The 25,031-nt window shown below is 61.9% G+C and carries 22 protein-coding genes and 1 pseudogene; 11 read left to right on the forward strand and 12 right to left on the reverse strand.

Annotation, left to right across the window (positions count from 1 at the left end):
* Window positions 1-178: 178 nt before the first annotated feature.
* The 3 genes and pseudogenes from HJB89_RS20235 to HJB89_RS20245 all read right to left on the reverse strand — a co-directional run.
* Window positions 179-417 (reverse strand): annotated as a pseudogene (locus HJB89_RS20235) (Ku protein); the annotation flags it as partial.
* Window positions 418-434: 17 nt separating this feature from the next.
* A complete protein-coding gene (locus HJB89_RS20240) occupies window positions 435-668 on the reverse strand; it encodes a DUF2188 domain-containing protein (protein ID WP_207582895.1) in 234 nt (77 codons plus the stop codon).
* A 72-nt stretch (window positions 669-740) separates the two neighbouring features.
* Window positions 741-1,001: a hypothetical protein gene (locus tag HJB89_RS20245; RefSeq protein WP_207582896.1), complete on the reverse strand. Its 261-nt coding sequence runs from the start codon at window positions 999-1,001 to the stop codon at window positions 741-743.
* A gap of 146 nt (window positions 1,002-1,147) precedes the next feature.
* On the opposite strand from HJB89_RS20245, the gene HJB89_RS20250 reads away from it, so the two are divergent.
* The 3 genes from HJB89_RS20250 (at window position 1,148) to HJB89_RS20260 (ending at window position 4,131) form a co-directional block, all read left to right on the forward strand.
* The gene (locus HJB89_RS20250; protein ID WP_221116102.1) at window positions 1,148-1,576 is read left to right on the forward strand and encodes an OsmC family protein; all 429 of its coding nucleotides are present in this window, start codon (window positions 1,148-1,150) and stop codon (window positions 1,574-1,576) included.
* A 99-nt stretch (window positions 1,577-1,675) separates the two neighbouring features.
* Window positions 1,676-3,112: an FAD/NAD(P)-binding protein gene (locus HJB89_RS20255; RefSeq protein ID WP_221150442.1), complete on the forward strand. Its 1,437-nt coding sequence runs from the start codon at window positions 1,676-1,678 to the stop codon at window positions 3,110-3,112.
* A gap of 113 nt (window positions 3,113-3,225) precedes the next feature.
* Entirely contained in the window at window positions 3,226-4,131 is a 906-nt protein-coding gene (locus tag HJB89_RS20260) for a DMT family transporter (RefSeq protein WP_221150443.1), read from the forward strand.
* Between the two features lie 19 nt (window positions 4,132-4,150).
* Here HJB89_RS20260 and HJB89_RS20265 read toward each other — a convergent pair whose 3' ends face one another.
* The 4 genes from HJB89_RS20265 to HJB89_RS20280 are packed head-to-tail and all read right to left on the reverse strand — an operon-like array spanning window position 4,151 to window position 9,945.
* A complete protein-coding gene (locus HJB89_RS20265) occupies window positions 4,151-5,770 on the reverse strand; it encodes a VOC family protein (protein ID WP_221150444.1) in 1,620 nt (539 codons plus the stop codon).
* Between the two features lie 21 nt (window positions 5,771-5,791).
* Entirely contained in the window at window positions 5,792-7,387 is a 1,596-nt protein-coding gene (locus HJB89_RS20270) for a response regulator (RefSeq protein WP_221150445.1), read from the reverse strand.
* Between the two features lie 4 nt (window positions 7,388-7,391).
* A complete protein-coding gene (locus HJB89_RS20275) occupies window positions 7,392-7,817 on the reverse strand; it encodes a response regulator (protein ID WP_007633372.1) in 426 nt (141 codons plus the stop codon).
* A complete protein-coding gene (locus tag HJB89_RS20280; RefSeq protein ID WP_207582902.1) occupies window positions 7,804-9,945 on the reverse strand; it encodes a PAS domain-containing sensor histidine kinase in 2,142 nt (713 codons plus the stop codon). Before HJB89_RS20280 ends, HJB89_RS20275 begins: the two co-directional genes overlap by 14 nt.
* Before the next feature lie 194 nt (window positions 9,946-10,139).
* Here HJB89_RS20280 and HJB89_RS20285 point away from each other — a divergent pair, with 194 nt between their 5' ends.
* From HJB89_RS20285 to HJB89_RS20295, 3 genes are all read left to right on the forward strand, one after another.
* Complete coding sequence (locus HJB89_RS20285) at window positions 10,140-10,517, forward strand: response regulator (RefSeq protein ID WP_221116097.1); 378 nt, start codon at window positions 10,140-10,142, stop codon at window positions 10,515-10,517.
* Window positions 10,518-10,996: 479 nt separating this feature from the next.
* Window positions 10,997-11,701 carry a LuxR C-terminal-related transcriptional regulator gene (locus HJB89_RS20290; protein WP_207582904.1) on the forward strand — a complete coding sequence of 235 codons (705 nt, stop codon included), beginning with the start codon at window positions 10,997-10,999 and terminating at the stop codon, window positions 11,699-11,701.
* Window positions 11,702-11,728: 27 nt separating this feature from the next.
* On the forward strand, window positions 11,729-12,166 hold the full coding sequence (locus tag HJB89_RS20295) for a response regulator (RefSeq protein ID WP_207582905.1): 438 nt from the start codon (window positions 11,729-11,731) through the stop codon (window positions 12,164-12,166).
* A 3-nt stretch (window positions 12,167-12,169) separates the two neighbouring features.
* Here the strand turns inward: HJB89_RS20295 and HJB89_RS20300 are convergent, their stop codons facing one another.
* The 4 genes from HJB89_RS20300 to ybaL all read right to left on the reverse strand — a co-directional run bounded on the left by HJB89_RS20300 (window position 12,170) and on the right by ybaL (window position 17,948).
* Window positions 12,170-12,886 (reverse strand): ATP-binding protein, encoded by a 717-nt coding sequence (locus tag HJB89_RS20300; protein ID WP_221150446.1) that lies wholly within the window; start codon window positions 12,884-12,886, stop codon window positions 12,170-12,172.
* Between the two features lie 180 nt (window positions 12,887-13,066).
* Window positions 13,067-15,613, reverse strand: coding sequence for a protein translocase subunit SecD (gene secD, locus HJB89_RS20305; protein WP_207582907.1), 2,547 nt, complete (start codon window positions 15,611-15,613; stop codon window positions 13,067-13,069).
* Window positions 15,614-15,697: 84 nt separating this feature from the next.
* A complete protein-coding gene (locus HJB89_RS20310; protein WP_221150447.1) occupies window positions 15,698-16,078 on the reverse strand; it encodes a hypothetical protein in 381 nt (126 codons plus the stop codon).
* A gap of 52 nt (window positions 16,079-16,130) precedes the next feature.
* Entirely contained in the window at window positions 16,131-17,948 is a 1,818-nt protein-coding gene (gene ybaL, locus HJB89_RS20315) for a YbaL family putative K(+) efflux transporter (protein WP_221140303.1), read from the reverse strand.
* Between the two features lie 79 nt (window positions 17,949-18,027).
* Between ybaL and HJB89_RS20320 the strand changes: the two genes are divergently transcribed.
* Window positions 18,028-18,282 carry a helix-turn-helix transcriptional regulator gene (locus tag HJB89_RS20320; protein WP_221131270.1) on the forward strand — a complete coding sequence of 85 codons (255 nt, stop codon included), beginning with the start codon at window positions 18,028-18,030 and terminating at the stop codon, window positions 18,280-18,282.
* A gap of 24 nt (window positions 18,283-18,306) precedes the next feature.
* Here HJB89_RS20320 and HJB89_RS20325 read toward each other — a convergent pair whose 3' ends face one another.
* Window positions 18,307-19,728: a glycosyltransferase family 39 protein gene (locus tag HJB89_RS20325; RefSeq protein ID WP_221140301.1), complete on the reverse strand. Its 1,422-nt coding sequence runs from the start codon at window positions 19,726-19,728 to the stop codon at window positions 18,307-18,309.
* 625 nt (window positions 19,729-20,353) lie between these two features.
* Here HJB89_RS20325 and HJB89_RS20330 point away from each other — a divergent pair.
* The 4 genes from HJB89_RS20330 to HJB89_RS20345 all read left to right on the forward strand — a co-directional run bounded on the left by HJB89_RS20330 (window position 20,354) and on the right by HJB89_RS20345 (window position 25,031).
* Window positions 20,354-21,982 (forward strand): globin-coupled sensor protein, encoded by a 1,629-nt coding sequence (locus tag HJB89_RS20330; protein ID WP_221150448.1) that lies wholly within the window; start codon window positions 20,354-20,356, stop codon window positions 21,980-21,982.
* A 63-nt stretch (window positions 21,983-22,045) separates the two neighbouring features.
* A complete protein-coding gene (locus tag HJB89_RS20335; protein ID WP_207582913.1) occupies window positions 22,046-22,342 on the forward strand; it encodes an STAS domain-containing protein in 297 nt (98 codons plus the stop codon).
* Window positions 22,339-22,704: a chemotaxis response regulator CheY1 gene (gene cheY1 / locus HJB89_RS20340; RefSeq protein ID WP_017958972.1), complete on the forward strand. Its 366-nt coding sequence runs from the start codon at window positions 22,339-22,341 to the stop codon at window positions 22,702-22,704. Before HJB89_RS20335 ends, cheY1 begins: the two co-directional genes overlap by 4 nt.
* 17 nt (window positions 22,705-22,721) lie before the next feature.
* Complete coding sequence (locus HJB89_RS20345) at window positions 22,722-25,031, forward strand: chemotaxis protein CheA (RefSeq protein ID WP_207582914.1); 2,310 nt, start codon at window positions 22,722-22,724, stop codon at window positions 25,029-25,031.

Below are 25,031 nucleotides of genomic sequence, written 5' to 3' on the forward strand. Positions count from 1 at the left end.
AAACCTGCCCAGTGGCCCAAGCCTGTTGAAGCGGCACGTCTCACTTCGCTATGCGGCGCGACTTTAAGCGAACTCATTCCGCGAATCCAGCCGATAAAATCACGTCATGATGTCGCGTCGTTTGACTGTCCATTCAGTAGCCAAAGAGAAATTGTCTCGCGACGGGTTTAAGGCACGCGTCGCCCTCGATGACGATGTAATCGCCATTCTCCGGCGGATAGCCCTTGACCTGTTCGTCGCGCTCGACCGGTTTGCCGGTCTCGCCGTCGACGAATTGCCGCTCCACCCGATGGCCGGTCCTGCGGTTGATGATGTTGAAGGAGACGCGGTCGGAGGAGAAATGGCGGTGTAAAGCCCGACGGCACAGGCAAGGTCACCCACTTTCAGATGACCTTTCCAGCCTGCCCGCGCGGCCATTCCATCCTCGCTGCAAATCAGAGCCGACTGTTGCTCTTATCGGTTTCGATTTCCTGAAATGCCCAGCCGCCGCCATCGGCCGCGGGATAGGCGAGCAGCGCGTCGCCATCGCCGATCTTCTGGCGTGACGCAGCGTCTTTGGCATGGACTATCGCCTCATCGGCCGTTGCATAGGTTTCCGAAAGCGTGTCTCCGAGCTTATAGGCCCAGCCATTGTCGTGCGGCACGACCTGATAGGTGATATCGGCCATTTCGGATCTCCTCTCTTTTCGTTTTCACGCAATTCCGAATGCAAACCACTGCACACTTTGCTGGAATTGCGCCTAGTTCCGATTTGGTTTGCGCCGCTCGTCGAGGGCGATGATCTTCTCCAGCGAAGCGATATCCTCGCTGGTGACGACAGGAACCGGATCGGCAGCGATCGCTTCAAGCACTTCCTTCGAGACGGCGCCGTTGCGGATCGCCCATTCCAGCGTTTCGCGCGTTTCCCGCTCGGCTTTCAGCTGCGCATAGAGCGCAACGATCAGCCGATCGCGCGCGTCCATGCGCCCGCTTTGACGGTCCACGCTACGGACATCAGGCATCGCAATTCACCTTTGTCGCTGATTTCGTTCAGGTGTAATCAACTGATAGGGAATGCAAAGGTTCCGAAACCGCCGGGCGGCCCTTGCCCGTTGCGGCGCCGGGCGGAAATTGCCATCTGCAGACAGTTCGTCAAAAGGATTTCATCATGGTCGATCTCAAGGCCCGTCCCCGCCCGACCGGTGCCACCGCCGTTCTCGGCCGCACCGGTTTTCCGCATGTCACCTCCGCCACCGGGGGTGAGATCGATATCGTCACCTCGCCCTCGCAGCCGGGCTTCAATCCGCTCGATCTGCTCTATGCCTCGCTCTCGGCCTGCCTCGTGCTTAGCGCCCGCATGGCCGCCAGCCAGATGGGTGTTCTCGACAAGATCGGCGAGATCACTGCCGAGGTCACCGGCGAGAAGGCGACGGAAGGTCTTTCGCGTGTTGCCAGGTTCAATATCGCCTTCTCGATCAAGGGCGACATCGACGAGGAAACCCGGCAGAAGATCGTCCATGCAGCCGAGGATGAAATCTGCACGGTGAGCAACACGATCCGCGGCAACCCCGATTTTTCGATGACGATATCGGCATAGATTGAATCTACACAATACTTATAGACAATTGCCGGGGAGGATTGCGCGACCCATGCCCGGCTTCTATGCTTGGGCATCGAAAGCGATGATCCGGCCACCATGCAGTCTAAGCCTTTCCCGAAGTCCGAACGGCCCGTCGTCGCTATCATCGGTGGCGGCGTCTCCGGCGCCGGCGTCGCCTATCACCTCGCCCGGGCGAACTACGGCGAGCCTCCCGTCATCCTGGTCTTCGAGCCGCGCGCCGAACTCGGCCGCGGCCTTGCCTACGACACGGCCGATCCCGCCCACCGCATCAATGTCCCGGCCGCCAAGATGAGCCTGCAGCCCGACGACCAGGGCGAATTCCAGGCCTGGATCGAAGCCCGCGACGCCGTCGCCGGCGACCCTCAGGCCAGACAGCCCGATGGCTCGCTCTTCCCGCGGCGCCGGCTGTTCGGAGATTATGTCGCCTCCCTGCTGAAGCCGCTCGTGAAAGACGGTCGCGTGCGTCATTGCCGGGCGGCGGTCACCGGTGTCGAGCGCCGTGCCGGCCGCTGGACCATCCGCGATGATAAGGGCGGCGTGACCGAGGCCGATATCGTCGCGATCGCCACCAGCCATCCGCCGCCCGCAGCCCCCGGCCGGCTGGCGAGCCGGCTTGCGGCCCATCCCCGTTTCGTCGCCGATACCACGAAGCCGGGCGCGCTCGAGGTGATCCGCCCGCATGACCGGGTACTGGTCATCGGCAACGGCCTGACGGCCGCCGATGTCATCGCCTCGCTTGCTGAGCGCGGACATGACGGTCCGGTGTCCGCGATCTCGCGCCGCGGTCTGCGTTCGCGCGGGCACGCGCCGGTGCCGCAGCCGCTCTTTGGCGACTTCGTCGTGGATGCGGCACATTCTGCCGGCTCGCTGCTGGCAAGGATCCGCGCCGCCATAAAAGCGGCGAAGGCTGAGGGCATTAGTTGGCACGGCGTCATCGATCAGGTGCGGGCGCAGGGACACGATCTCTGGCAGGCGCTGCCGGACACTGAGCGACGCCGTCTTGTCCGCCATCTGCGTCCCTATTGGGATGTGCACCGTTTCCGCATCGCGCCGCAGGTCGAGGCTGTGCTCGACGCCGCGATTGCCGCGGGCCGCCTCGACATCCTGGCCGGTTCGGTCGCGGATGCACGCATCGAAGGCCAACTCATTCTGTGCGCCCTGCAGCCGCGTCATCAGCGCCTGCCGCTGGAGCGGTGCTATGACGCCGTCATCGTCACCACCGGCCCGGCCCATGGCGGCATCCTTGACACCCAGCCTTGGCTTGCAGCCCTCGCGACAAGCGGCCACCTGTCGCTCGATCCGACCGGCCTCGGCCTTGCCTGCACCGAGCGTTCTGAGGCAATCGGCCCGTCGGGAACGGGCGATCCTTCGCTGCTGATCTCCGGCCCGCTGGCGCGGGGTACATTCGGCGAGTTGATGGGCCTGCCGCAGGTGACCGAGCATGCCTTCTTCGTCGCGTCCGAGATCGCCGTCAAGCTGCGGGCAACCTCTAAAAATATCCATCCGCTCTGATTTTCGATCGATCTGTCGCTCCTTGGCTGTCGCCGACGACCGACTTCTGATAGTTCCTCGCGGTATTGTCCCGCCGCCGGGCATCCGGGTGGCTTAGAAGAAGCATCAAGATCATGTCGCAGGCTGCCTCCACCCTTTCCGAAGCCTCGCCTTCCAATCGCCTCGCCCTCGCCGCCCTCATTCTGGGCGGGGCAGCGATCGGCGGCTCGCCGATCTTCGTCCGGCTGTCCGAAGTCGGACCGATGGCCACGGCCTTCTGGCGCGTAGCGCTGGCGCTGATCGCGATCTTCATCGTTTCGCTCATGAAAAAGGATGCAGGCCCGAAGCCGCAGAGCCTTTCCGATTACGGCATGCTGATCCTTCCGGGCGCCATGCTGTCGCTCGACCTCGCCGCCTGGCACCTTTCGCTCACCATGACCTCGGTTGCCAATGCGACGCTGCTGGCCAACCTCGCACCGGTCTTCGTCACGGTGATCGCCTTCGTCTTTTTGGGGGCGAGGATCAGCGGCGTTTTCCTGTTCGGGCTTGCCCTGGCGCTGGCAGGCGTCGTCGTTCTGAAGGGCGGACCGGCAGCCATCGGCAATGGCGATCTCAGCGGCGATGGCATCGCGATGATCGCTGCCTTCTTCTACGCCTGCTACATCCTGGCGATCGGCAGGCTGCGGAGCCGGTTCGATACGATCAGAATCATGCTGTGGAGCACGGCGTCCGCTGCCATTTTCATCTTCCCGATCGGCTTCTTTTACGAAGGTCAGATGCTGCCCGGGACCGTCTATGGCTGGTCGATCCTCTTCGGTCTTGCCTTTATCAGCCACGCCGGCGGACAGGTGGCGATCACCTACGCGCTGGCCTATCTGCCGCCGGCCTTTTCCTCTTTGACGCTGCTGTTGCAGCCGGTCGTCGCGGCAATCCTTGCCTGGGCACTGTTGAACGAGGCAATCGGGACGATGCAGGCGCTCGGCGCTGCCGTCGTGCTCGCCGGCATCATGGTTGCCCGCGCTTCTCGCGTTCAGGTTTAGCCGTTTTCGGAAACGACGCTCAGCGATTCTCCTGCAGCAGCCATTTCTGGATGATCGGCACGTCGGCATCGCCGAGATCGTGGCCGCCGGGAATGACGTCGGAATCGACGGTGGCGCCCGAACTCTTCAGCCGCGCTTCCAACTCGCTGGCATATTTGCCGTAGGCATCGGTCTTGCCGCTGATGACGAGCAGGTCGGTGCCTTTGAGATCGGCATGCGGATAGTCGCTGAGAACCGGCATGGAGCGCAGCAGCACTGCCTTGTGAACCAGGTTCGGGTGCAGGTAGAGCAGCGAATTCAATAGGTTGGCGCCATTGGAATAGCCGACATAGACGACTTTCTGAGGATCGAGCCCGTAGGATTTGACGGCACCCTCGATAAAGGCAGCGAAGGCCTCCGCCTCGGTCTTGATGTCGTTCTGATCGAAGGAGAAGGGGGTAAGGCGCTTGTACCAGCGCGGAAAGCCTTCCTCCGTCGCGCGGCCGCGCACGCCAAGCAGCGTCGCACGCGGTGCCGCCTTGTTCAACAGTGGCATCAGCGTCGTCTCATTGCCGCCGGAGCCGTGCAGCAGCACGAAGACGCTGCCGTCGGGGTCCGGCGGCGTATAGAAGCGATGGACGAATGGCAATTCGCGGTAATTGATGCGCGGTTGGCCGGGCATGGCAAATTGCGGCAGCATGACCTTCAGGTCGTGGAGATTGGTGATCGCTTCGGGCGGCGCGAACAGCTTCGACCCAAGGGCGGCCTGCTGTTCGTCAACGGTCATGCCCGGCTTGTCGGTCGCCAGTTCTATCAGCGTGCCGCCGGGCTCGCGGGCATAGAGCGAGCGGAAATACTTGCGGTCGTGCATGCTGGTCGGCGAGGCGTCGGTCGCCTCGAGTGCCTTGCGGACGGAAAGCAGCGTCTCCTCGTCCGCGGCGCGGAAGGCGACGTGATCGACCGTGCCGGTGCCCGGCGCGCCGGACCAGAAGCCACGCGCATCGCGCACGTCGATGACGTCGCCGGATTGCGAAATCAGCCTGTCGATCGTGCCGCGGCTCGCCTGCAAGCGGTAACCGAAATGGCTTTCGAGAAAGCTGCGGCTTTCGGCAGGCTTCTCGGTCAGCATGGTTACCCCGCGCACGCGCTGGACGGCATGTTCGACCGGGATCGATGCGCGGTCCCAGGCAGCCGGCGACACCAGGGTCTTTGCGCCCGCGAGCTTGAGGATGATGTTGTCCGGATCCTTCAGCCGCAGCACAGGCTCGCCGAATTCAGCGGCCGGCCCTTCCGAGCGCAGGCCGAAACTCATGGCTCGCGTCAGCCAGTAGCCGATGCTGGCGGGGTCGATCGACAGTGATATTTCACTGATCTGGCCGAAGCCCGCCCGGCCTGGCGCGCCATCTTCCCAGGCGAGGAAGGTGAGGAGCGAACCCGGCGTTCCTGCCGCGTCGCCGTAGAAGAGATGAAGTTGTGTCGCGTCCTCGTAGCCGGCCGTCTGCTTGACGAGCCGCATGCCGAGAAAACCGACGTAAAAGTCCACGTTCGCCTGCACCTTTCGGGTGACGGCCGTCACGTGATGTATACCTGATACCATCGGAAGCAGTCCTGATTGAAGCGGTGTCGTCAGGAGCGCGAGTATGAGAGCTGCGAAGGTCATACCGTTGCCAATGACCACCGCTTAGTTTTGTTCCGCACAAAGCGCAAGCGAATCGCCGCGCTGCAGCAACTCCAAATGTTCGACATCTTCGAGTGCCTCTTCGAGTTGCTGCAGGGTCGGCGGCTTGACCATATAGGCGCGCGCGCCGAGATTTCTGGCCCGCTGTCGGTCGCTCTCATCGCCTGACGTGCTGAGAATGCAGACGGGAATCTGGTTGAGGCGGATATCGGCGGAAAGCGCACGCAGCACCTCGAAGCCATCCATGATCGGCATGTTGATGTCGAGCAGCATCAGGTCAATTTGCGGCACATCGGCGCTACCGGCGCGTTCTTCGAGCAGCCGCATCGCCTCGCGTCCGTTGGTGGCGACATGCAGGTGGAAATCCACCTTCTCCCGCCGCATCAGCTTGATCTTCAGAAGCTGGATGTCGGCCGGGCTGTCCTCCACTAGCAGCACTTCGGCGAGCCGGCCTGCACCTTCGCCTGGCTGCTCCGCCGGCTTGCTGCTGTGCGGGATGGCCGAAACAGCAGGCGGCGCGGGCCTCGTCTCGGAGAGCGGCACGTCGAGAATGAAGGTGGCGCCCGGCCCATTTTCCGCCTCGCACCAGATCGAGCCGCCGTGCAGCTGTGCGATGCGGCGGCAGATGGCAAGGCCGAGCCCGGTGCCCTCGATGCCGCGGCCGACGAGGCGCTTGAATGGCTGGAAGATCAGTTCGCGATGCTGAGGATCGATGCCCGGCCCGTTGTCACGCACGGTGAGGCGACAGAAATCGCCATGCGCTTCGCCCGAGATCGTGACCTCCGGAACCTTCTGCTCGCAGTAGCGGATGGCGTTCGACACGAGATTCTGCAGCAGCTGGGTCAGCAGCGTCGCATCGCCCATAACCTCCGGCAGCGCCCCGCGGATGATGACGGCGCCGCGGCTTTCGGTCTGCTGGCGCAGATTGTTCTCCACCTGATCGAGCACATCAAAGAGTGAGACCGGCGTCAGCACTGGCCCGCCGGAGGCCTCGAGTCTGGTGAAACCCGACACCTTGACGATCAGATCTTCCATATGGTCGGCGGCGCTGAGCACGTAATCGAGCAGTTCCCGGTCTTCAGCCGGAAGCGCTGCAGAACCGTGCAGGATGCGGCTGAAGGATTTGATCGTCCGGAGCGGCTCCTTCAGATCATGGGCCATGGCGCGCGTGAAGATCTCGAGCGATTGCCGCTTCTGCTCCAGCCGTGCTTCCAGCATGCCGTGCATGATGGCGTTCTGGATGCAGCGATGCAGTGTTTCCGGCGACAGCGAATCCTTCGTCAGATAGTCGCGCGCGCCGCTCTTCATCACCTCGACGGCAACGGTTTCGTTGCCCTGGCCGGTCAGCATGATGACGTTGGCGGCGGGATCGTTCTCCAGGATATCGGCAAGAACGCCGAGCCCATTGCGCCCCGGCAGCGAATAGTCGAGCAGGATGCAGTTCGGCCGTTTCCGGCCGTTCAGCGCAAGGCCCTCCTCACCCGTTTCCGCTTCCAGGACGGAATAGGCGGTACTGGAGACGCGGCCCAATATGCGGCGATACGCCTCGCGATCGTCGATATTGTCGTCGATGATGAGAATGCTGCAGTTTTCCGCCAATCTGTCAGTCCTCAAGCGGCAGGATGGCGATTTCGAACCAGTATTCCTTCAGCCGCTGGATCGCCCCGAAGAGCCCGTCGAGATCGACCGGCTTCTGCACATAGGTATTGGCGCCGAGCGCATAGCAACCTTCGATATCGCGTTCGTCGTCGGAGGTGGTGAGGATCACCACCGGGATCTTGCGCCAGCCGGCGTTCGACTTGATCGCCTCCAGCGTCTTGCGGCCGTCAAGCCCCGGCATGTTGAGATCAAGCAGGATCAGCCCCGGTTTCGGCACCATCGCGCCGAGCATGTCGAGCGCTTCCTGGCCGGAGGCCGCCCAGCGGATCGAGTTGCGCAGGTTGGTGCGTTTGAAGGCGCGCATCGTCGCTTCGAAATCGTCTTCGCTGTCCTCGACGATCAGGATGGGTTGCGTGTCACGCTGCTGCATTCTGCCCCTCGCGCTTTTTTCCCAGAGTAAAATAGAATGTCGTGCCGGCGCCGACCTCGGATTCCAGCCAGATATCGCCGTTGTGCCGCGCGATGATCTTGCGGACGAAGGTGAGGCCTGCTCCGGTTCCGTCGTCGGAATCCTGCGACTTTTCCAGCCGTTTGAAAATGCGAAAAATGTCCTCATGGAATTCCTGGGGTATGCCCTTGCCGTTATCCCTGACGAAAAAAACGTTGCGGGCAACGGTACCGTCCTCGCCTACGAACCGATCGAGATAGCCGATCGAAACGAGCGGTGCCGACTTGTCATTGTATTTGATCGCATTGGTGATGAGATTGCGGAACACCTCGGTCAACCGCGGCGCGTCGCAGACCACATCAGGCAACTGGCCGTCGATAATGACCTTGGCATGCCGCTCCTCCAGCAGGAGTTCCATCGTCGCAACGACATCCTTGACGATCAGACCGATATCGGTGCGTTTGACCGCCAGCTGCTGCCGTCCGAGCCGGGAGAAATAAAGCAGGTCGTTGACGAGTTTTTCCATGCGCTGGCTGAGGCGCACCAGCCGGTTCAGTCGGCGCACGCCATCGTCGTCGAGCTTGTCCTCATAGTCTTCGAGGAGAAAACGCGAGTGGTTGTGCAGGCCGCGCAGCGGTTCCTTGAGATCATGCGAGGCAATATAGGCGAATTCGTCGAGGTCGTGGTTGCTGCGCTCGAGTTCGGCCGTATAGGCCTCGAGCTGGGCAAGTGTCGTTTTCATCCGCTCTTCCTGCCGGGAGCGCTCGCTGATGTCACGCACGATGCCGACGAAGATCTTCGTATCGCCGGTGGCGACGGCGCTGATGGAAACGTCGATCGGAAAGACGATGCCGCTGTTGCGCCGTCCAGAGACCATGCGCGTCTTGCCGATGATACGCTCCTCGCCGGTCCGCCGGTAATGGGCGAGATAGCCGTCATGCTCGGAATGGTAGGGTTCGGGCATCAGCATCTTGATATTCCGGCCGATCGTCTCCTGCGGGGAGTAACCAAACATGCTTTCAGCCGCCGGGTTGAAGCTCCTGATCGCTCCACTCTCGTCGATGACGATGACGGCATCGGGCGTGCCGCGAACCAGCGCGCCGAAACGGACCCGCTCGGTTTCGAGGTTGTGATTGTTGCGCATGAAATAAAAGATGAGGATCGCGATCAGCCACAGCGTCGCGGCCGTGATCGTGCGGTTGGCGATCTCCTGCCAGAATGCTGCCTCGTCGTGCTTGACGGCGAAAAAGCCGAGCATCAGCAGCACGGTGCAGGCAAAGGCGAAGAAAAGCGGCGCGTTCCGGTTACCGAACCAGAGCGCCGTCAGCACCAGCGGCACATAGAGAATGCCGTTCGCAACACCGAGCGGCGTATAAAGATCGACGAGAAGGCCGGTGAAGCAAACCGCAGCTGGGATCCAGAGCGGGATCTGCGCTCGGTTTGCCGGCAGCAACCACCAGGAACGGGCGAGAAGCCCCGAGCCGAAGATCACGATGCCGACCGCCGTATGCACCGCCATCGCCGCGTAAGGCCCCCAGCGGTAACCCTGTTCGGCATCGGTGATATAGCTGGCCAGGGCGATCATGCCGAGGGTGATGACGACGTAGCTCGTCAGTTCCTGCACCACCTGGCTTTTCCTCACCGCGTGGAGAGAGAGCAGCAGCGAAAGATTGGCGATCAGGAAGACCAACGCCGTGTTCGGCCCCATGCCGCCGCCGATCTGCGCGATGAAATCGGGCGGGATGACGAAGCGGGCGATCAGCAGGTCGACATTGTGGAAGGTCCGGCCGAGCGTCGCGATTTCGACGAGCCGGGCCGCGGCGATTGCCGCCGCAAACCCTGCCATGATCGTTGCCGCGATCCGAAAACGACGGACAGCCAGCGTCGAGGCGGCAAGTCCCACGCCGGAAAGCACGAAGCAGAGCGCGGTGTTGAAGGCCATCGATGGAAAGCCGGGAACGAGCGAAATGATCACCGTGATCTGCAGCAGCCAACCGGCAACGGCGCTCATTCCGAGCAGGACCATCAGGCCGCCAACCGCAATCGCGAAGCCACGGTAGCGCCACCGCCTCCGTTGGTCCTGCAGGTCCACGTTGGACTTATCCTGCACTCGTCGTGTCCTCCTCGGTTCGCGCGGCCATTTTTTCCGAAATCGAGGAATACTCAATAGGCAGGGGAGGGCGGTGCTGCGCTTTTTGCGAAATGATTTTTCGATAAGATGGATCGAATTTTCGTGAAACCGCGATATCGTGACGTTGAAGGACAGCGAAGTTCATTCGAACAATATCCAAATCATGGTGCTGAATGCCTACCATAATTTACGTCGATGACAGCAGGGATGATCTCTTCTATCTCGACTATATCCGCAGGAAGCAGCAGATAGAGGTTGATCTATTCTGTTTTTCGACCGCCGAGACGGCGCTGGCGGCGCTGGAACAGCGTGCGGCGGAAGGCTGGGCCCTGCCGGAGCTGCTGGTCGCCGATCTCTACATGCCGCTCGACAGCGGCATTGCCTTGGTGAGCACGCTGCGTCGGGACGATCGTTTCAAAGCGATGCGGCTTGCCGTCTGCAGCGGCTCGGATGCTGCCGAGGATCGTGCGCGCTCACTTAAGGCCGGCGCCGATGCCTATCTGGAAAAGCCGCTTGACCTCGCCAGGATTCTTCTCAATCTTGAGATGTAGGAAACGGCGAGCGCCCGGTAACCCATACTCCATTCTTTGTCCAAGCCATATGACGAACCGCAATTGACAAGGTCGAGGACGCATCACAAGATGCAACCGACGCGAAGGAAATGGTACGCAAAATAAGCGTTGAGAGAACCGATCAACCCGCGTTCGCCGCCACGAACATCAGCCAACCCCTTAGCTGAATGGGCCTGTCGGCTCTCTCGCGCTTACGTCTGGCACTGCCTTCTCGCATTCATGGATGTTGAATGCAGGAAGAATACGATACCCAGGTAAGAACTACTGCCCTCAGTAAAATCTGCCCGTGCATCACTTGTCGTTGAGATAATTGATGATTTCCGCCTTAGATATCGAAAGTCCCCGTTTTCGATATTCGTCATCAACCGTCTCGCAATTTTTGTAGCTCTTCGCGTTAAAGACGTATATCCCAAGATTTCGGGATTGGAGGTATTGGCGGGAGGAGAGGAAGAGTGGGAATGAATAATGCCCCGGCAATTCCCTTTCACGCCGGACCGGAACTGAGCCGGGCGATCAATCGCACCGATTTTTTCCGGCTGCTGAAGTCGGCGGCGCAGCACTACAACTTCGATCATTTCGCGCTGGCCCGCATCTCCGAGGCTTCGGCCCCTTTCGCTGAACGCGATGTCGTCATCACCAATGTCGCCGAGCGGCGTGTCGGCCTTTTCATCACGACGTTGAAGGAAGCGCTGGGGACCGTCCGGGCAAAGTCCGCCCAGTTTCTGGCAACCCCGGTTCATGGCAGAAGCGCACAGCCGGAAGACTATCGCTCCGATCTCGTTTTCAACGAGTTCCGGAGTGGCGTCTTTTTGTTCATCCCGCTGTTTACGCCGGAAGGGCGGCGCTATTGCCTCGTGCTCAGCGGCGAGCGCCAGGAGCCGGATCAGAGCGAAGTCGCCGACATGCTTCTCGACGCCATGCGCATTTTCGACAAGCTTTATGAGGAAATCTTGACGCAGGAAATGTCCGGACGGCTGACCCAGCGCGAGCAGGAAATTGTCAAATGGACGAGCGAAGGCAAGACGTCGGCTGAGATCGCCATCATTCTCGGTCTTTCCGAACACACGGTCAATTCGCACATCACCGCGGCCGCACGCAAACTTGACGCTGTCAACCGCGTTCACATGGTGGCGATCGCCTTGAGGAATGGTTTGGTTTCGTGACGGTGGTTTCGGGATTGGGGAAATGAGATGATCACCGAAACGGGCCGAAGGAACGCCGTAAAAGTTCTCTTTGTCGACGACGAATTCATCGAATTCCGTGCGCTCAAGAAGAAGATCGCCGATCTCTCCGAGCCGGCCGTCGAGGTTGAATATTCGCCATCGATCGGTGACGCCCTGGAAAAGATCCGCTTGGAGCGTTTCGATCTGATCCTGCTCGACAACCGCCTCCTGCCGAACGCCGATTTCCGCGAAACGGTACCGGAATTGCGCGGCATCGGTTACACCGGCCCGATCGGCGTCGTCTCGACCGATATATCGGGCGGCTATTTCCAGGAATTCCCGAATTACGGCGTCGATTTCCGCATCGGCAAGGATGAAATCGATGCCCAGACGCTGCAGCACATCATCCGCGAATATGTGACCTACGACGTCCCGGATTTTTGGAAGGACGACTACAGTATCTAACGATCAAGCGATGGGAAGGCGGATGACGAAGCGGCTGCCGCTTGCATCCGAATGTTCAAGGCCGATATCGCCGCCAAGCGCTGTTAGAAATTCCCGCGCCGTCGTCAATCCGAGACCGGCGCCCTGGACCGCTCCCTCCTTGGGCAATTTCCAGAACGGCTCGAATATCCGCTCCCGATAAGCCGGATCGATGCCCATCCCATTGTCGGAAATCCGGATCAACCAATCGGTCCCCTCTCGCTCCGCCGCAATGCCCACATGCGGGGGCGCTTCGCTGCGATAGATGAGGGCATTGGTCAGCAGATGCCTCAGCGCCAGGCCGAGCAGGGCAGGGTCGGTGCGGATGGAGGGCAGGCCTTGGCTCTCAAGCGTCGCGTCGTGGGTCGCCGTCTCGTCGGTCAGTTCGCCCCAGACATTTTCGGCCAGCGCCTGCAGATCGACCTCTTCAGGCGTCACCTGAGGTGTTCCGCCGGCAAGGCTCATCAATGCCTTGGTGAGGCGCTGCGCGACTTGCGCCTTTTCCATGATCATCCTGAGGCTCTGAAGCTGTTCGCCGTCCAGCGTCTCCTCGAGATCGTCGAGCAGCAGCTCGGCATACATGGCGATATGACGGAGCGGCGATTGCAGGTCGTGCGAGGCGGTTGCGAGAAAACGCTTGATGCGCTCCTCGCTATCGCCGGCAACGTTGGTTTCCTGCGGTCTCGTCGGGTTGGATGACATTGGCGCTTCCCCGATCTTTTGGCGGAGAATTCCGAAACCGGAATCCGGATCTAACTTATTGAAGTTGAGCATGATGCCGAAAACGCTCACATTTTTCGCCATCGCGCTTTGGTCGACAATAGAAAGAGGGCGCCGGTTCTGCAACCGGCGCCCTCTTCAAGATGCGTTTACACGCGGATTTTAGCTCGCTGACTTGCGCGGGCGACCCTGTTCCGGCGGGATGATTTCGACTGCGCCGTCGGTTGCCGGTGCCTTCGCATGGCGGCGGCGCCAGTCGCCGAGGAAGAGCAGGATCGGTGCCGCGATGAAGATCGAAGAGGCGCCGGCCACGAGAATGCCGAAGACCATCGGGATCGCGAAGCTTGAGACGGCGCTGCCGCCCCAGATCGCCATCGGCACCAGCGCGAGGAAGGCCGTCGCATTGGTGTAGAGGCTTCGCGCCAGGGTCTCGTTGATCGACTTGTCGATGATCTCGCGCAACGGCATCGACTTATAGAGCCGCATGTTTTCGCGCATGCGGTCGTAGACGACAACCTTGTCGTTCACTGAGTATCCGACGAGCGTCAGGATGGCGGCGATGGCTGTCAGGTTGAAGTCGAGGCCGGTGATCGCGAAGAAGCCGATCGCCTTGGTGACGTCGAGCACCAGCGTGACGATGGCGCCGACGGCAAACGGCCATTCGAACCGCACCCAGATGTAGATGAGCATCGCGAAGCTGGCGATCACCACCGACAGGATGCCGGCCCAGGCAAGCTCGCCGCTGACCTTCGGACCGATGACGTCTGTGCCTTCGACGGTGGCGCCCGGATCAATCTTGGCGACTTCGGCCTTCAGTTTGGTCACCGCTGCCGTCTGCGCCTCTTCGCCGCCTTCCTGCCGTTGGGCACGCACAAGAATGCTGTTTTTGTCGCCGAAGGACTGCAATGTGATTTCGCCGAGCCCGAGAGTGTTCAGGCCATCGCGAAATGTGCCGAGATCGGCCGGGCCGCTGGTCTTGACGGACATCTGGATGCCGCCGCGGAAATCGACGCCGTAGTTCAGACCCGGATGGATGAACAGCAGGACCGAAGCGATCGAAAGCAGCGCCGAAACGGTGACCCCGAAGAAGCGCGCCTTCATGAACTGAATGTGCTTGTCATAGGGGCTGAACGGGATCAGCGGCCGGATGTTCAGCACCTTGAGCTTGCTGCGGCGGGTGATCTCGATCATCGCGACGCGCACGAAGGCGACCGAGGTGAACATCGAGATGATCAGGCCGAGCGCCATGGTCACGGCGAAGCCGCGAACCGGCCCGGAGCCGAAATAAAACAGGATGGCCGCAGCGATCAGGGCCGTCATGTTGCCGTCGATGATGGTCGAATAGGCACGGCGGAAGCCGGTATCGATGGCGGCGAAGGCACTCTTGCCCTTGCGTGTTTCCTCTCGGATGCGCTCATTGATCAGAACGTTGGCGTCGACCGCAAGACCGATGCCGAGCACGACACCGGCAATGCCTGGCAGCGTCAGCGTCGCACCCACCAGCGTCAGGGCCGAGAAGGTCAGGATCGTGTGGATCAGGAGCGCGATATTCGCCAGAACGCCCCAAGTGCCATAGAGAACGAAGATGAACAGTGCGACGAGCGCAAAGCCGACGAGGCCGGAATAAATACCCATCTTGATGGCGTCGGCGCCGAGGTCGGCGCCGACGGTGCGTTCCTCGATGACCGTCAGCTTGGCGGGCAGGGCGCCGGCGCGCAGCATGGCGGCAAGCGTCGTTGCGCTGTCGGCCGAGAAGCTGCCAGAGATCTGGCCGGAACCGCCGGTGATCGGCTCGCGGATAACAGGCGCGCTTAGCACCTTGTCGTCGAGGACGATGGCGAACGGATTGCCGACGTTCTGACGGGTGATTTCGGCAAAGCGGGTGGCGCCGGCGCTGTCGAAGCGGAAGCTGACGACCGGCTCATGCGTGTTCGGATCGAAGCTGACGCGGGCGTCCGAAAGCCGGTCGCCGGAGATTTCGACGCGGTCGAGGACCGGATAGGACCTGCCTTCCTCGTCCTTCAGCATGGTCACGCCAGGTCCCGCCTCGTTGTTCGGCGCCAGCATGTGGAACGACATCTTGGCGGTGGAGCCGAGAAGCTCGCGCAGGCGCGACGGATCCTGGGCGCCCGGAAGCTGGACGAGCACGCGGTTGGCGCCGACGCGCTGGATGGTCGGCTCGGAGACGCCGACCTGGTCGACGCGCTGACGGATGACTTCAAGGCTCTGCTGGACGGCATTATCGACATTGGTCGAGATGCCGGCCGGCGAGAAGCCGATGGTGATCGTGGCGCCGTTCGCGGTGACATCAAGATCCGTCTGGCCGGCGCTGATGCCGGTGCTGATCGGATTGGCGAGCGTCTTGAGGTCGGTGACGGCGGCATCGCTCTGCGCGGCATCGGCGAGCGTCACGACGATCTGGTTCTGGCTGCGGACGACGGCCTTCGGCTGGATGCCCTTTTCGCGCAGCACGCGGCGTGCGTCCTGAAGCAGCGATTGCAGCCGCTCCTTGGTCAGGTCCGCTTCGTCGACTTCCAGAACGAGATGCGAGCCGCCGCGAAGGTCGAGGCCGAGTGACACCTGTTCATGCGGCAGCCATGCTGGCACGCGCTGAAGGACGGATTGCGGCAGGACGTTCGGCAGGGCGATCAATAGGCCGAGAAAGATGATCACGGTATAGGTGAACACCAGCCATGGTGAAGTACGCATGTTGTATTCCTTAGATAATCGGGGGGCCGGCGCTCGGGCGCTGGCGGCATGTCGTCAGATGTCGGAAGCGCCTCGGCGCAAACGTCAGGCAGCAGCCGGCGGTGCGCGCGGCTGATGGGTCCTGGAGACCACGGCATGAAGCAGAGCTTCGGATGCCGGAAAAGCGGCCGATATGTTCCATCCGGCGAAATCGACAACCGGGGCAGCGACAAGGGCGGGCGATCCGGCATCATGAGCTGCCTGCTTCGGCGCAAGCTTGCGCTCGGTGGCGAGCAACCCGCGCACGGCATCGCGCGCAGTCAGCTGCGGCGGTTGCGGATCACGGCCGGAGGAGGAAAGCGTATTGCCGGCAGCGGCCGGCGAGATGACCAGATTGCCGCCGAAAAGCAGGCCGAGATAGGCAAGGATGGCGACGAGGAGAGAAGCGGCGACACGGTTGGTCAGACGGTGCTGGTCCAGCTCCATCTTCTCCGTCCCGGCGATGTCACTCCCGTATCGGCTCAAAAGCGCGCCAATCTCATTCTCTTTGCGGCGGAGCGTCATCCGCCGGGATAATTGTATCAGGCCCACGCTCGTCTTCATAGGGCACACTCTCATGATGCACTTGGGCGAGCCGGTCAACCATACCCAGCGCGATTTCACGCTCGCCCATGATGACGGTGTCGGCGCCATAGTGCTTCAATTCATCGACCTCGGCGTCGGAATGGGCGCGGGCGACGATGAGGATCGACGGATTGACGCTGCGCGCCTGCTCGGCGATGCGGCAGGCCTCGAAGGCGTTCGGGATGGCGATGGCAAGGCTGCGGGCGGCGGAAAGGTTGGCGAGGTCGAGCGTTTCCCGCATCACCGCATTGCCCATCAGGGTTTCGATACCCTGAGCTTTCAGCTCGCCGATGCGCTTGTCGGAATCCTCGATGACGAGGAAAGGTGTGGCTGACGATTTGAGATTCTGCCCGACGATGCTGCCAACCCGCCCGTAGCCGACGAGAATGGCGTGGCCGCTGAGAGCGGTCGGGTGCACCTCGTCGTCTTCGGGCAAAACCTCCTCCTGGGCGGCGATCGCAGCTGCCGCGAGAGGGGCCGCCACCACCTCTTCCCGCTTTGCCCCGTCCAGCAGCGGCCGCACGCGGTCGCAGAGGAAGAACAGCAGCGGATTGAGGATGATCGAGATGATGGCGCCGGCAAGGATCAGATCGCGGCCTTCCTCCGGCAGCAGCCCGAGTTCGACGCCGAGGGCGGCGAGGATGAAGGAGAATTCGCCGATCTGGCCGAGGCTGGCCGAAATCGTCAGCGCCGTGCTAAGCGGCTTCTTGAAGGCGAGCACGATCAGCAGGGCGGCGACGGATTTGCCGATGACGATGATGAAGATGGTGGCGAGGATCGGCAGCGGCTTGTCGATCAGGATGTTCGGATCGAACAGCATGCCGACCGAGACGAAGAAGAGTACGGCAAAGGCGTCGCGCAGCGGCAGGCTTTCCTGTGCGGCGCGATGGCTGAGTTCGCTTTCTGCAAGCACCATGCCGGCAAAGAAGGCGCCGAGCGCCAGCGACACGCCGAAGAGCTTTGCCGCTCCGAAAGCGACGCCGAGCGCAATCGCCAGTACGCCGAGCCGGAACAGCTCGCGCGACCCGGTATGGGCGATGCGGTGCATCGTCCATGGAATGAGCTTGCGGCCGAAGACCAGCATCAGCGCCACGAACAGCGCGACCTTCACCAGCGTCATGGCGATCATGCCGCCGATGCCGAGATCGAGGCCCAACAGGCGGTTCAGCCCGGCCGAGAGCGGCTCGACAGGCGCGTGACCGTCACCGCCGATGCTGGCTGCGGCCGGGATGAGCACCAGCGCCAGCACCATGGCGAGATCCTCGACGATCAGCCAGCCGACGGCGATCCTGCCGCGCTCCGTTTCGACCAGGCGCCGCTCCTGCAGCGCTTTCAACAGCACCACGGTTGAAGCGACCGAAAGCGCCAGGCCAAAGACCAGGCTGCCGCCGGTCGGCCAGCCCATGAAGGCGCCGAGCCCCCAGCCGAGCAGCGTCGCGAAGGCGATCTGCGCGATCGCGCCTGGCACGGCGATGCCGCGCACCGACAGCAGGTCTTTCAGCGAAAAGTGCAGGCCGACGCCGAACATCAGCAGGATGACGCCGATTTCGGCAAGTTCCGGCGCCAGGCTCTGATCCGCCACATAACCCGGCGTGTGTGGTCCGACCAGCACGCCGGCTATGAGATAACCGACGAGCGGCGGCATCCGCAGCCGATGGGCAAGCGCGCCGAAGACGAAAGCCAGCACGAGGCCGCCGACGATTGTCGAAATCAAGGGCGTATCGTGTGGCATTGCTGTCTCCCGATCTGGAAATCCCGTTCGTAATATGACATATATGGTCTATATCGACCAATATGGGTAAGTTGAAATTATGGGTCAAGGCGCAAGGGAAACAATTCTCACTCCCGCACTCTGCCGCGCGGCGCGCGGATTGCTCGATTGGACCCAGACCGATCTTGCCGACAGGGCCGCCGTCTCGCGCAGCACCATCCGCGATTATGAGGGTCGCCTCCACGACATCCACCGCGCGACGGAGGCGCAGCTGCGCCTCGCCTTCGAGGAAGGCGGGGTCCAATTCGTCGAGATCGATGGGGCGGGTACCGGCCTCTGCCTGTCCACGGCATAATTCCTCAAATCGGAATCGATCGACTCAGGGCGCCAGGCAGGTGGCGGAGACCCTGTAGACGGAGAGCGACTTACCCCTGTAATAGCCCTCCGTCGGCTGCCAGTTCTTCAGAACCTCGGGCGTCTCCGCGGCGCAGGTCAGGGACCCATCCGTCAGGAAAAGCACTTTGCCGGTGATGTCGGCAGGTAGAGCGAATTCCTGTTCGTAATAGCTCTCCGGAAGGCCGGCCGGCGCCCGCGCATAGATCCGGTAGGATGCATCGCGCAGCGTATAGAAAAGATCGGCGACCATGTCGCGATTGTCGGTGACGATGATGTCGGTGCCGGCCTGAGCCGCGAGTGCGGCGGCCTCGCGGCTGACCTCGGCGCGGCCGAGATAGCGCTTCATCAGTTCGTCGCCGTTCGGCAGCAGCAACTGCTGCGGAAAGACCGTCGCCAGCGGAAACAGCAGGCTGGCGATGCCGTTGATGGTGAGCGACAGTCTCAGGCCCCTCGGCCACATCCGATAAAGCAGCCAGACGGCAAGGATGGTCCCGGCGATATAGGCGGTCACCGCCCAGTTCGCATAGGCCTTGGCGACCGTTGCCTGTAGCGTGATCAGCACCACCACCGGCATCGACAGCCAGACCAGCATCTTTTCCCGATCGTCGCTCCTGCCCTTGATCATGCGATAGACTGCCCAGAGCATCGCAAAGAAGATGATCGGCCCGACGACGCCGAATTGGGCGGAGAAGAATTCAAACCCGCGACGGAGATTGATGCCGAGTTCGCTCCAGTGGGCGATGTCCTGCGTATGCCGCACCGTCGTATTATTGTGCTGCAGGTTCCACCAAAGGTTCGGCAAGGCAACCACCGTCGCGATCGCGACCGCAATGATGAAATCCCGGATGGCGATGCGCGCCGCCGGAATGAAGAGGAGAGCAAGCGCGCCGCCCGGAACGACGAACAGCACGGCGTATTTCGTCATGAAGGCGAGGCCGACGCCGAGGCCCATGACGAGCGCGAGCCCCACCGAGCGACGCTGCGTCAAGCCGAAATAGGCAAACAAGCTGATCGCGATGAAGAACAGCAGGATCACGTCGGTCGAGAAGAATACCGAGGAAAGTGCGACGCCCGGGAGGGTAATGTAGGTGGCGCCTGTCCACCCTTCGATCTCCGGGCCGACGAAACGCTTTGCAACCTTCATCAGAACCAGTGCCGCCGCCATGTGGATCAGTGGTCCGGAGAGCCTGATCCAGTAGATGGCGTTGGAGCCGGAAAGCTCGGTCATCGCCCGGATCACCCAAGCGATCATCGGCGGTTTGGAATAATAGCCGAGATCGAGATTCTGCGCCCAGAACCAGTACTGCGCCTCGTCGACGAACAGGTCCGTCTGATCGAAATGCAGCGTAACGACGCGCCAGAGCGTGAAGCCAAGAACGATGAGGAGACCAGATCTGGGGGACATAAGCGAGTGTTCCGCTGACATGAAAGGCGCCAGTGCGATACACCAAAGGTGCCGGACTGCCAACGGGGATGGATGGGTTTTAGAACACCCGAAGCGCGCGGATATCGCGGTTTGCGGCGAGAAAATCGAGGCGGGCGACGGCGGCGAGCAGCGTCATTGCAATCAAGCAGGAACCCAATCCGAGAACAATCATTGCTCTGTCCTTGTCGACGTCATGTCTTGGTTATCGACCGGCGTATATCACGGAGCTTGCGTGTGCCTTGTAGCAGCCGTGCAACTCCGCAGCAGTATTTGCTGTGAACGGCCTTGAATTGCTTCAAAAGCCGGTGCTGCCAAAGGCTTATTAACCTTCAAGCAAGGAATTAACCATAAACATTGGTTTACACGTCGGAATGGGAAGATTCACTCGTTCCCACCAGGCATGACGCCGTCCCGCCGTACCGGGTTGATCCGGTATCCATCTCTTCAGACAGCTCCGAAACATAGCTGATCAAGGGGCTTCGATCCGCCGGTTGTAACCGGTTGGTGAGGACCGTCTCCAGACCTGCGTTTCGACGGATGCTGCAAAAGTTTTTGGCCGGGCTTTCGCTCGGAATGTGGTCGGGGACAGGCGTTGAGGCAGGATATGCCATCAGATCAGGCTCGTGGAGCGCAGGCAGGCAGCTTGCGCGACCGCCTGCGCTTTGTCGGTCTCGATGCCGACCAGTGCGAGCTGGTGCGCCGCAATCGACCGGCCCTCGAAGCGCATTTGAAGGCAGGTCTCAGAGATCTCTTCCACAGGTTCCAGTCATTCCCCGACGCCGCGCGTAATTTCGAGAGCGAGCGCCAAGTCGAGCGCCTGCATGATCTGCAGTCCTCGCACTGGGATGTGCTGACCGATGCGCGGTTCGACAGTCTCTATGCCGAGCGCGTCAAGGTTCTCTCCGATACCGAAAGCAAGATCGGCCTCGATCCGCGCTGGCACGTGGCTGGCCATGGCGTCGTGCTGGAGCATGTTGTTTCCGGTCTCGCCGAGCAGATCGCCGGCCGATCGTTGCTGCCGTCCGCCAAGCGTCGCACCCGCGAAATCTCCGATCTGATGACAGCGATCATCCGCATCGTCATGGTCGATGTGGAAATCGCCGTCTCGCTCCGCTTCAACGCGCAGCGCGCCGCTGAACAGCGCGCGCTTGCCGATCAGCGCGCCGATAACGAGGCCGAGATCGTCAGGATCTTCGGCGATGTCATCGAAGGCCTGTCGGCACGCGACTTGACGCGGCGCGCGCCCGTCGATGGAGCCCATGCCGCGATCGCCGCCGCGCTGAACGGCGCATTGGATGGCCTCCAGGCCGAGTTCACCGCCATCACCGAGCGCACGCTCAAGGCCGAAGCGGCGACAGGCTCGCTTGCCGGCCTGTCCAGGCAGTTCGCCGGCACGGCTTCGGACCAGGCCGACCGGCTGCAGCTTTCTGCCGCTGCCCTTGCCGGTATCGCCGGCAGTGTCCGCGACGGTGCTGCCGACAGCCGCACTGCCGAACAGGCCGCCGCCTCGACGCGCGCCGCCGTCGAACAAAGCGGCGAGGTCGTCGGCCGCGCGATCAGCGCCATGGCCGACATCGAGCAGTCAGCCGAAAAGATCGGCCAGATCATCGGCGCGATCGACGAGATCGCCTTTCAGACCAATCTTCTGGCGCTGAACGCCGGCATCGAGGCCGCTCGCGCCGGCGATTCCGGCCGCGGTTTTGCCGTCGTCGCCCAGGAGGTCCGCGCGCTGGCCCAGCGCTCGGCCGAAGCCGCCCGCGAGATCAAGACGCTGGTGACGACGACCAAGGCCCAGGTCGACGCAGGCGTGCAGATGGTCGGCCGCACACAGGATTCGATCGGCAGCATCGTGCGTCAGGTCACCGACATCAATGCCGCCATCGCGGGCATCGCCACCCGAACCGGCGAACATGCCGCAAGCCTCGACATCGTGACTTCAGACATCAAGGGCCTGGGTAGCGAGGTGGCGGACAGCGCCGGCCTTGTGGAGCGTTCCGCCGAAGGCGCCGACCACCTTCATACCGTCATTCTCGAACTCGGTCAGACGATTCGCGAATTCCGCATCGCCCGGGAAAACGCCAATGCCGGACGCCCGGCGCCGGTTCGTGTGACGTCGCCGCGCGCCATCGAAGCCGCCGCTCGTCCGGCTGTGGCCGAAGACGAATACGAAAATGATGATTCTAGCCTTCCGCGGCCGTTCGCAAGCGTCGGAGGTGGGCGGAATGTTTACTAACCTATCGGATGATTGCCTCAGCTCGTCTTCTCGGGCCGGGGACAAGGGGACAAGGAAAAGCTGATGGCAGCAAAGAAGAGTGGCAAGACGCTGGATTTGACAGCGGTGCTCGACCTCAACGAGGCTTCCGCCTTGCGCGACAAACTTCTCTCCCTCAGGGGTAGCGGCCTGTCAATAGACGCTTCCGGCGTCGAACGGATCGGTGCTCTTTGTGCCCAGGTTCTGATGTCCGCCGAGAAGACCTGGGTGCAGGACAAGCAGCCATTCACCTTCTCCAAGGTGTCCGACGCATTTCAGAAAACCATGCAGCTGGCGGGCGTCAATATTGATCACCTGCTTGCCAAGGAGATTCGGCAATGAAGAAAAAAGTTCTTACCGTGGATGATTCCCGCACCATCCGAAACATGCTTCTCGTGACGCTGAACAATGCCGGCTTCGAGACGATTCAGGCGGAAGACGGCATCGAGGGTCTCGAGATTCTCGAAGAGTCCAATCCTGACGTCATCGTGACCGACATCAACATGCCGCGCCTCGATGGTTTCGGCTTCATCGAAGGTGTCCGCCGCAACGAAAAATATCGGGCGATCCCGATCCTGGTCCTGACCACCGAAAGCGACGCGGAAAAGAAGAACCGCGCCCGCCAGGCCGGTGCCACGGGCTGGATCGTCAAGCCTTTCGATCCGGCCAAACTGATCGATGCCATTGAGCGTGTAACCGCTTAAACCCAGGATTTGCACCGATGGATATGAACGAAATCAAAGAGATCTTTTTCCAGGAGTGCGAGGAACAGCTCGCCGAGCTGGAATCCGGTCTTCTGAAATTGAATGATGGCGATCGCGATCCGGAAACCGTCAATGCGGTGTTTCGTGCCGTGCATTCGATCAAGGGTGGCGCCGGCGCCTTCGGCCTTGATGATCTGGTCGCCTTCGCCCATGTTTTCGAGACCACTCTCGATTGCGTTCGATCCAACAAGCTCGAGCCGACCCAGGACGTCCTGAAGGTGATGCTGAAGTCGGCCGACGTGCTCGCCGACCTGACGAATGCTGCGCGTGACGGCGGCAGCGTCGATGAAAGCCGCAGCCGAAGCCTGGTCAAGGAGCTCGAGGCGCTGGCCAACGGTGAGTTGCCATCTCCCTCGGCATTGGCCGAGGCGCCGGCCCCGAAGGGCGCAGCAAAGCCCGTGGCCAAGGCCGTTCCGGCCGCTGCGGCGCCGACAGTCAAGCCCACCGACGACAGCGGCTTCCAGCCGGTCCCCTTTTCCTTCGACGATTTTGGCGGCGAGGGCGGTGCGGACTCCGGCATGCCGGCCTATGAAGTCATCTTCAAGCCGCGCTACGAACTCTATTCCAAGGGCAATGATGCAACGTTGCTGCTGCGCGACCTCTCGCGCCTCGGCGAAATGACCATCTATTGCAATACCGACGACCTGCCGGGCCTGGAGGAACTCGATCCGGAAGGCGCTTATTTCTTCTGGAACGTCACGATCAAGACGGACAAGGGCGAGGACGCCATTCGTACCGTCTTCGAATTTGCTGAGTGGGATTGCGAACTGACGGTGAAGCCGGTCGAGGAAGCAAGGGCCGACGCGACCAGCAACGACGAACTGCCGATGGTGCCGGTTCCCTTCGATCTGTCGATCCTGGATGAGAGCGGCGCAACGGAAGAAGTTTCCGCCGCCAACGCAAGGGCCGAGGAGACGGCCGCCGCCGTTGCCGCCGCCGAGACCGCCTCCAACGTCACGCAGATGGCTTCAGCCGCCGCCCGTGTCGAGAAGAAGGAATCGGCCGCCGCCGCAGCAGCCGCTGCAAGTGCTGCCGCCCAGAACAACGCCGCCGCCGGCGCCGGCCAGACGATCCGCGTCGATCTCGACCGTGTCGACCGCCTCATCAACCTCGTCGGCGAACTGGTCATCAACCAGGCGATGCTGTCGCAGAGCGTCATCGAGAACGACACGACCGGTACCTCCTCGATCAACATGGGTCTCGAGGAGTTGCAGCAGCTCACCCGCGAGATCCAGGACTCGGTCATGGCGATTCGCGCCCAGCCGGTGAAGCCGGTGTTCCAGCGCATGTCGCGTATCGTCCGCGAAATCGCCGACATGACCGGCAAATCGATCCGCCTCATCACCGAAGGTGAAAATACCGAAGTCGACAAGACGGTCATCGACAAGCTGGCCGAGCCGCTGACCCACATGATCCGCAATGCCGTCGACCACGGCATCGAAACGCCTGAAAAGCGTGCAGCCGCCGGCAAGAACACCGAAGGCACGGTCCGCCTGACCGCCAAGCATCGTTCAGGACGCATCCTGATCGAGCTTGCCGATGACGGCGCCGGCATCAACCGCGAGAAGGTCCGCCAGAAGGCGATCGACAACGACCTCATCCCGGCCGATTCCAACCTGTCGGACGAAGAAATCGACAACCTGATCTTCCTGCCGGGCTTCTCGACGGCCGACAAGATCTCGGACATCTCCGGCCGTGGCGTCGGCATGGACGTCGTCAAGCGTTCGATCCAGGCGCTCGGCGGCCGTATCAACATCACCTCCAAGCCGGGCCACGGCTCGGTCTTCACCATGAGCCTGCCGCTGACGCTCGCCGTCCTCGACGGCATGGTGGTCACCGTCGCCGGCCAGACCTTGGTGGTGCCGCTGACTGCGATCGTCGAAACCCTGCAGCCGGAAGCGGCCGCGATCCACTCCTTCGGTGCAAACCACCGGCTGATCTCGATCCGCAACAGCTTCTGCCCACTGGTCGATGTCGGTCGCATCCTGAACTTCCGCGCCACCCAGGCCAACCCGGTCGAGGGCGTGGCGCTTCTGGTGGAATCCGAAGGCGGCGGCCAGCGCGCCCTGATGGTCGACGCCATCCAGGGTCAGCGCCAGGTGGTCATCAAGAGCCTGGAAGCGAACTATACCCATGTGCCGGGCATTGCCGCCGCGACCATTCTCGGTGACGGGCGCGTCGCTCTCATCCTCGATGTCGACGCGGTCGTCGGCGCCTCGCGCGGCCAGTCGCTCAAAGCGGAAATGTCGTTAGCAGCGGTAGGGTAA

This window comes from Rhizobium sp. NZLR8, assembly GCF_019685025.1.
Lineage (GTDB): Bacteria > Pseudomonadota > Alphaproteobacteria > Rhizobiales > Rhizobiaceae > Rhizobium.

Coding starts and splice junctions, on each gene's coding strand:
- HJB89_RS20240 (WP_207582895.1), bottom strand. CDS start 668: ATGGCCGATATCACCTATCAGGTCGTGCCGCACGACAATGGCTGGGCC.
- HJB89_RS20310 (WP_221150447.1), bottom strand. CDS start 16,078: ATGGAGCTGGACCAGCACCGTCTGACCAACCGTGTCGCCGCTTCTCTC.
- HJB89_RS20265 (WP_221150444.1), bottom strand. CDS start 5,770: ATGACCTTCGCAGCTCTCATACTCGCGCTCCTGACGACACCGCTTCAA.
- HJB89_RS20290 (WP_207582904.1), top strand. CDS start 10,997: ATGAATAATGCCCCGGCAATTCCCTTTCACGCCGGACCGGAACTGAGC.
- HJB89_RS20275 (WP_007633372.1), bottom strand. CDS start 7,817: ATGCAGCAGCGTGACACGCAACCCATCCTGATCGTCGAGGACAGCGAA.
- HJB89_RS20330 (WP_221150448.1), top strand. CDS start 20,354: ATGCCATCAGATCAGGCTCGTGGAGCGCAGGCAGGCAGCTTGCGCGAC.
- HJB89_RS20250 (WP_221116102.1), top strand. CDS start 1,148: ATGGTCGATCTCAAGGCCCGTCCCCGCCCGACCGGTGCCACCGCCGTT.
- HJB89_RS20260 (WP_221150443.1), top strand. CDS start 3,226: ATGTCGCAGGCTGCCTCCACCCTTTCCGAAGCCTCGCCTTCCAATCGC.
- HJB89_RS20255 (WP_221150442.1), top strand. CDS start 1,676: ATGCAGTCTAAGCCTTTCCCGAAGTCCGAACGGCCCGTCGTCGCTATC.
- HJB89_RS20320 (WP_221131270.1), top strand. CDS start 18,028: ATGGGTCAAGGCGCAAGGGAAACAATTCTCACTCCCGCACTCTGCCGC.
- HJB89_RS20345 (WP_207582914.1), top strand. CDS start 22,722: ATGGATATGAACGAAATCAAAGAGATCTTTTTCCAGGAGTGCGAGGAA.
- HJB89_RS20300 (WP_221150446.1), bottom strand. CDS start 12,886: ATGTCATCCAACCCGACGAGACCGCAGGAAACCAACGTTGCCGGCGAT.
- HJB89_RS20335 (WP_207582913.1), top strand. CDS start 22,046: ATGGCAGCAAAGAAGAGTGGCAAGACGCTGGATTTGACAGCGGTGCTC.
- HJB89_RS20285 (WP_221116097.1), top strand. CDS start 10,140: ATGCCTACCATAATTTACGTCGATGACAGCAGGGATGATCTCTTCTAT.
- cheY1 (WP_017958972.1), top strand. CDS start 22,339: ATGAAGAAAAAAGTTCTTACCGTGGATGATTCCCGCACCATCCGAAAC.
- ybaL (WP_221140303.1), bottom strand. CDS start 17,948: ATGCCACACGATACGCCCTTGATTTCGACAATCGTCGGCGGCCTCGTG.
- HJB89_RS20245 (WP_207582896.1), bottom strand. CDS start 1,001: ATGCCTGATGTCCGTAGCGTGGACCGTCAAAGCGGGCGCATGGACGCG.
- secD (WP_207582907.1), bottom strand. CDS start 15,613: ATGCGTACTTCACCATGGCTGGTGTTCACCTATACCGTGATCATCTTT.
- HJB89_RS20295 (WP_207582905.1), top strand. CDS start 11,729: ATGATCACCGAAACGGGCCGAAGGAACGCCGTAAAAGTTCTCTTTGTC.
- HJB89_RS20325 (WP_221140301.1), bottom strand. CDS start 19,728: ATGTCCCCCAGATCTGGTCTCCTCATCGTTCTTGGCTTCACGCTCTGG.